Origin of the sequence: Geminicoccus flavidas (genome assembly GCF_009806515.1) — a bacterium.
GTDB classification, from domain to species: domain Bacteria; phylum Pseudomonadota; class Alphaproteobacteria; order Geminicoccales; family Geminicoccaceae; genus Geminicoccus; species Geminicoccus flavidus.
This window is the reverse complement of record NZ_WUJP01000041.1, coordinates 1-6,184: the sequence shown is the minus strand read 5'-3', so window position 1 is coordinate 6,184 and position 6,184 is coordinate 1. Positions and strand designations below refer to the sequence as shown.

Annotated in this window: 5 protein-coding genes and 2 pseudogenes; 2 read left to right on the top strand and 5 right to left on the bottom strand. The window is 63.1% G+C overall.

Annotated elements, in window-relative coordinates; all coding sequences use genetic code 11:
• From EQG76_RS01070 to EQG76_RS01050, 5 genes and pseudogenes are all read right to left on the bottom strand, one after another.
• On the bottom strand, window positions 1–719 hold a 719-nt coding region (locus tag EQG76_RS01070; protein WP_159709811.1), incomplete at its 3' end, for a hypothetical protein.
• Between the two features lie 5 nt (window positions 720–724).
• Window positions 725–997: a hypothetical protein gene (locus EQG76_RS01065; protein ID WP_200840463.1), complete on the bottom strand. Its 273-nt coding sequence runs from the start codon at window positions 995–997 to the stop codon at window positions 725–727.
• 833 nt (window positions 998–1,830) lie between these two features.
• Window positions 1,831–2,799, bottom strand: coding sequence for a tyrosine-type recombinase/integrase (locus EQG76_RS01060; RefSeq protein ID WP_407925490.1), 969 nt, complete (start codon window positions 2,797–2,799; stop codon window positions 1,831–1,833).
• A 66-nt stretch (window positions 2,800–2,865) separates the two neighbouring features.
• Window positions 2,866–2,964: pseudogene (locus tag EQG76_RS33215) on the bottom strand (integrase arm-type DNA-binding domain-containing protein); the annotation flags it as partial.
• Window positions 2,965–3,826: 862 nt separating this feature from the next.
• Entirely contained in the window at window positions 3,827–4,081 is a 255-nt protein-coding gene (locus tag EQG76_RS01050; protein WP_159709807.1) for a SemiSWEET transporter, read from the bottom strand.
• Window positions 4,082–4,931: 850 nt separating this feature from the next.
• Between EQG76_RS01050 and EQG76_RS01045 the strand changes: the two are divergent.
• A pseudogene (locus tag EQG76_RS01045) lies at window positions 4,932–5,322 on the top strand (ester cyclase).
• A gap of 150 nt (window positions 5,323–5,472) precedes the next feature.
• Window positions 5,473–6,184, top strand: a 712-nt coding sequence (locus EQG76_RS01040) for a PAS domain-containing protein (protein ID WP_235031148.1), incomplete at its 3' end; no start/stop codon positions are given.

Genomic DNA, 6,184 nt, shown 5'->3' with positions numbered 1-6,184 from the left:
CATGCCGGCAGCTGAGCTAGCTGCAGAGCGCGCTGCTCCGAGTCCAGCGGTTCACGCCGCTTCCGCGGCAGATCCGTGTACTGTGCGGCTCCAGCCGGCTTCTGAGCGTCAGCATCGCCCTGCTGGACAGCCAAGGCATCCCTGAGGAGCCTCGCGGCCTCAAAGAGCTTCGCCGCGACCTGCGAGTGGCTCTCGTGCGCCTTGGCCAGCGCGATCAGGGCCAGCACTTCCTTCGGCTGGTTAGCCAAATCGAAGGGCTGCTCCGGGTTTGGATCCGGCTGCAGGTCGATGACGACCGGGCGGGGCTTGGGCTTGTCGCCACGCTCTGCGGCAATGGCCGCCAGAACCTGCCGGACCGACCGGAAGTCCGGCATGCCGGACTTTTCGAGCGGCCAGTTGTCCAGGTAGGCCGCGACCTGCATCGCCTCGGCGGCACGCTGCTTGGTCAGGCCGATCGACGCGAGCCAGGCACCGAAGCTGCCATGCAGGAGATCACGCTTGGCGGCGATCAGCAGGCGACCCCGGGCCCGGGTGATCTCCAGAGCGGACGACTGTTCCAGCGTGTCGAGACGCTGCAGCTCCAGCTCATAGCGAGCGCCGCCACCGCGCCAGATGAGGGTGCTGAGTTCCGTTTTGGTTCCGGTGACGCTATACTCGCTGCTACCATCGCCGCGGGGTTCGGGACGGCAATCCCGGCCCCGCAAATCCACCATCGCCATCCTGATCAGGCAGCCTCGGCCGTCTCGCCGATCAAGTTGCGAGCCCAATCGTCGAGCCAATCCGGTCGGTACAGCGGGATCCGCCCAGCTTTCACGAAGCGCGGGCCACCGCCGATACAAGCAAGCTTAGCGAGGGACGTGGGTTTGCGCTCGATGCCCCAGATGTTTCCCAGGTACTCTGAAGCCGTGGCGCGGCGCATGTAACGCGAGTAGAGACCGCCCGTTCGGTCGACCACTTGAGGCGGGGTGCGTTGCACCTGAACGATCGAGTTCGCCATCGTCGGCCGCTCCATTACTGGAAAGCGTGGGTAACCGACGACTGTATGCTGTGGCGATGAGGCTCATGTCGACTGAAGTGAATTGCCGGAGTTATTTTCCGCGGCTCTTCTCTCGATAGACCGCAGCAGAACGCTCAAGAGCTGCGAGTGGATGCGGTCGCAGCCGGTTCATTCCAATGTAGCCATGCTGCTGCATGTTCCCAGACGGCCTCTTGTTGAGGCACCATGATCTGACGCTACGATCGGTTACTTTATAAAGAGTAGCGATTGTTTTAATGGGGTTGGCGTCGCGCACCCAACCGTTTACTGCAAGTTGATGATAATGGACAGCAGTCTTTATGGAATAATCTTGCCGTCTGTTCTTTGTATTTGGCGGACGGCCTGGATCTCGCCGTTGATCTTGTGCATCGTGCTCTAAGAGGAGACGAGCACTTACTAGCGACACAGCCACGTAGTCGGGTCCGCGCAACAGTAGTTTCGCGACAAACTTTCGAAATGCTCGGCCGATCAGAATCGCTCGCTCAGGATCCCCTTGAGTGTGAAATTCGATCCATCTGGTTCGAAAATGCTCTAGTAGCCGATGAATCCTAATTACGGCTGTATCTGGAGGTGTTGTTCGGAAGTCCCACTTAAGCATTCGACACGCGACCTGTGCCATTGTAGCTTTATAGTAGCTCACGCCATACTTATTCGCGTAAGCTGCAGTTTCCGGATTGCCGCCACGCATGCGCCCAGGATAGGTCAGCCCGGGCCTTCCATCATCTGCGTTGCCTATCAATGACTTCGCATGAGCCATGTCAGCCATGGACATCTCGCGGCTATAGCTTTGCGTTTCAGCCTCCTTCACTGAAGCTCGTTCCGACGTCCGAGTTAGCCAGCGGGCGCACAATCACTGCGGCGTCCTCGTGGTTCTGGGCTGGCCTATGCAGAAGCCCCACTACGTGCCGCCCCCAGGCGTTCAACGCCGCTCGTGCCTCTTCCCGGAATCGGTGGCGCTGGTAGGTGCCAACGATGCCTGCCCGAGAGCCAGAGACGTGACCGAGTACTGCCTCGATCACCTCCAATCGTGCCCCTTGCCGCTGCTGACCTGTAGCAACGGTCCGACGCAGGTCATGCAGAGTCCAGGACATCATCGGCTCATGCACTCCACGCTCCTCTCGTGCTTCCTGGATTAGAGCGTCGAGCTTGGCCTTGGCGTGGCTGAAGCCCGAGTATGGCCTCTTGCCGTCCAGGGTGATGAGGAACTTGCCGTTGGCAAACCTCGGCATAGCATTGAGGGCTGCCAGGGCAGGGGAGTTCAGCGGGATCTCTCTTCCAGCTCCACTTTTGGAGCGGGCAGCGGACAGTCTCACGACACTGCCATCGAGATCGATCTCGTCCCACGTCGCATTGAAGATCTCGCGCAACCGGGCTGCCGTCAGCATCAGTAGCTGAACGCCACCGCCAAACGGCCAGCTTAGCCGCTCTGCCGCCCGCCACACTTCCACTAGTTCTGCATCATCAAGCACACGCTCCCGTTGCGTCTCTGGTGCCGGCTTCTCGACGAACTGAGCCGGATTCGTCTCGACGAGATCTCGTCCCGCTGCCCACCGAAAGAAACGCTTCAGGTACGCTAGAACGCGATTGGCCTGCACCGGCACACCGCGATCCGTCATGGCATCCATGATCGCGATCACATCGCGCTTGCGGATGTCCGATAGCGGCCGGTTCCGCCAGAGCGGCATGACATTTCGATCGAGCACCCGCCTAACCTGAGCAGCGGACCGGTTACCCGCTTGGTCTCGCTCAAGCCATTCCTCGATTGCGGCGCCTACGCTCCCCTTCGGCGCCCTGCCAGCCGCCTTTGCCCGTCGCTGCTCGCTGGCCTCGCCAGCCGGATCCTGGCCGTTAGCTACTAGGCCAAGGATGCGCCTTGCCTCTTTGCGGGCTGTCTCGACAGTGTAAGGGCTGCCGTACTTCCCGATCGTGACCTTCCTGTCTGGCGCTGATCGTCCGCGACCAGCCCGCTAGATGAGGATGAAGGACCGGGCACCGCCAGCCGATACTCTCAGGCCGAAGCCTCTTACGGTCGCGTCCCACAGAATGAGCTCGCTCCGCTTGCCATTCACATCGACAACAGGCTGGGCACTCTCGCAGAGGCGCTTCGTGAGTGGCTGAACCGCCTTCCCTGCCATTCAGTAAGTCTCCGCTGGGCGCTCCGGCGAAGACGCTGTGCGTGCTACCGCGGTGCTACCTTGATGTTCTGAAGGTAGCACGCGGGGGAAAACTCGGGAAGAGACGGTAAAGCTCGATCGATGAGAAGCCTCATGATTTCAGCATGTTGAGTTAAGGTGGGTAGACTAGAGCAAACGCTATCCCACGTCCTGGGCACGACTTAAAATCGCTCGCTGCAAGGCGTGCCGGTTCGAGTCCGGCAGCGGGGACCAGAGCAAGATCAATCGCCCGCCTGGAATTTTTCCTTGGTCCGCAAGATTCGGTGGGCCGAGGCAGCGCCAGGGTAACGTCGAGCCGGCCGGCTGGAGGATCCCCCTGCGATCTCTCGAGCCAGCGACGCTCTCTCACCGCCAGGAACAGGTCGCGGTTGTCCCGCTCCTGTCCCATCCTCTCCACCATCCGCACCAATCCCATGGTCGATCAGAATGGCATCCAGCGTGCCCGCGTAGAGAACGGCGTCGAGTTCATCCCTGAGAACGGCGGGCCGAGCGTGCGGCTGAGGAAGCCATCTGCCGCCTGATCGAGGGGGCCTGAACGACGGCCTCAGCCGTCAGCTCAGACCGGCCGACTGCGAGCATCATCGTGGCCCACGGAGAAGCTCCGCCCAAGGCGGCCTCAGCCGTGGCGAAGCTTGAAGTACAAGATCGTGCTGGCGAGGATCAACGTGATGGAGTTCGCCGCGACCAGCGGCCAGTCGCCGGTCGAGATGCCATAGGTCAGCCACAGCGAGACGCCAGTGACGAGGACGATGAACATCTTGAGCGAAATGTCATGGGTGGAACGGGTGCGCCAGACGCGGAGCACCTGGGGGACGTATGCGCTCGTCGTACAGAGAGCCGCAGCATAACCGGTCAGATCTAGAAGTTCCATGCGCCCTCCGCCTCTGGAAGTCGGAGAACGCTAGCCAACCAAGCCGGTTCCTGCTCCGCTTCACCGATAAATTCGGGCAGACCGGCAGGGCGCCGCGGGTCAGTCGAGCCGGCCCGGCGGCCGCCTGAACTGCCCCGCCCACCGCACTTCTTGCACTTCAGCGACGGCTCCAGATCCGGCAGCGTCTTGTCCCGTCCGCACTTCTGCACCCAGACGTGCTTGATAACCGGGGAGCCACGCCGACAGCGGTAGTGCCAAGCCTCGATGCGGATGACCCCCTCATGGAGATCCTGATCTGCCGTTAGGCTCGACCCACGGCCAAGGGGCAGGGCGGGTGAAGGCTGCTCGACCCGTCTTCCGGTGCACGACACTGTCATCCGCGATACTACATGCTTCTCTTGTGCGTACTCGCACCGGGGAAGCCGTAACATTGGGTTGCCGTCCGAAAGAAGGCACCTCATGCGCCGTTACCGAATCACGGTCACGAACATCCGACGGTCGTGCTGGAAGACGCCGGAGATCCCGCTCCCGGTCACGGCGAGCTTCGGGTCGACCTCCGGCCGCCTCCCTGAACTATCGCGACCTGGTCGGGGCCGAGCGCTTCACCGACGTGGTGCCGCTGTCAGATGGTGCTGGCGTCGTGTCCGCCATCGGCAGCGGCGTAAGGGTTCGCGGTCGGTGACCGGGTGGCCGTCGGCTTCATGCCGGGCTGGGTCGAAGGCGAGTTCAGCCTGGCGAAGAAGGCATCATCTAGCATGGCAAGCGCCTGGAGGGGTCGAGCCGGTTCCCGGGCGGCCACGGGTGCGTGCACCCCTGGCGTCGCGGCGTTCCCGGATCCGGAGATCGAGCCATGACCAAGGACGAGCTTTTGGAGGCGTATCGGGCCTACATCCAGTGCCTCAACCGGCGGGACTGGCCGCGCCTGGGCGATCATGTCGCCGACGCGGCCCGCTACAATGGCGAGACGATCGGCCTCCAGGGCTACCGAAGGATGCTCGAAGGCGATGCCGCGGCCATTCCCGACTTGCGCTTCGAGATCGACTTTCTCGTTGTCGATCCCCAGTCGTGGGGGCCAGGCTCCGGTTCGACGCTCGCCCAGGGGCGAATGGTTCGGCCTGCCCGTCAACGGCAGGCGCGTCACCTTCACGGAGAAGGTCTTCTATCGGTTCGCGCAGGGGAAGATTGAAAGCGTCTGGTCCGTAATCGACCAGGCCACGATCCGGGCCCAGCTTCGGCTCTGAACCGCTCGGGTGGCGCGTCGGGGCAGGGTGCTGGTGCCGGGATGCCGCTCGCCTTCGGCCGACCGGCTCGCTAGACTAGCACCAGGAGAGCGCCTGCGCAGGACCGCAGGCTGGAGATGCGGTCTGTTTCGTGCACCTGCCTTGAGCACCGTGGATCTGGCCGGGCTGTTCAACGCCGCGCCCAATCCGTACGTCATCCTGGACCGCAACTTCGACATCGTCGGCATGAACGACGCCTATCTGCGCGTCACCATGCGCGAGCGGGACCAATTGGTCGGCCGCAACCTCTTCGACGCATTTCCGAGCGATCCGGACGCGCCGAGCGGCCGGGCGCTGCGGGCGTCGCTCGCCCGGGTCGTGGCCGAGAAGACCGTCGACCATCTTTCGCTGATCTACTACGCGATCGCCCGGCCGGACGGCACGTTCGAGGACCGCTACTGGAGCGCCACCCATACCCCAATGTTCGACGAGCGGGGCGAGGTGGCGTTCGTGCTGCAGCACACGGTGGATGTCACCGAGCTTCATCGGCTGCGTACCGGCGATGCCGCCGCGTCGATCCACATCACCGAAGGGGTGCTGCGGCGTGCGGAGGCGGTCCAGATTGCCAATCAGGCTCTGGACGCCGAGCGCAGCAACCTGCGCGAGATGTTCGAGCAGGCGCCCAGCTTCATGGCGCTGCTCCGGGGCCCGGACCATGTGTTCGAACTGGCCAATGCTGCCTATCTTCGTCTGGTCAACCGCCCGGTGGTCGGCAGGACGGTGCGTGAGGTGCTGCCGGAGGTCGGCAGCCAGGGCTATTTCGAGCTGCTGGACCGGGTGTTCGCCACCGGCGAGCCGTTCGTCGGTCAGGGCGTGCGCGCGG

Bases quoted from the DNA above. Each gene is read 5' to 3' on its own strand.
- EQG76_RS01065 (WP_200840463.1), bottom strand. From the start codon at position 997: ATGGCGAACTCGATCGTTCAGGTGCAACGCACCCCGCCTCAAGTGGTC.
- EQG76_RS01050 (WP_159709807.1), bottom strand. From the start codon at position 4,081: ATGGAACTTCTAGATCTGACCGGTTATGCTGCGGCTCTCTGTACGACG.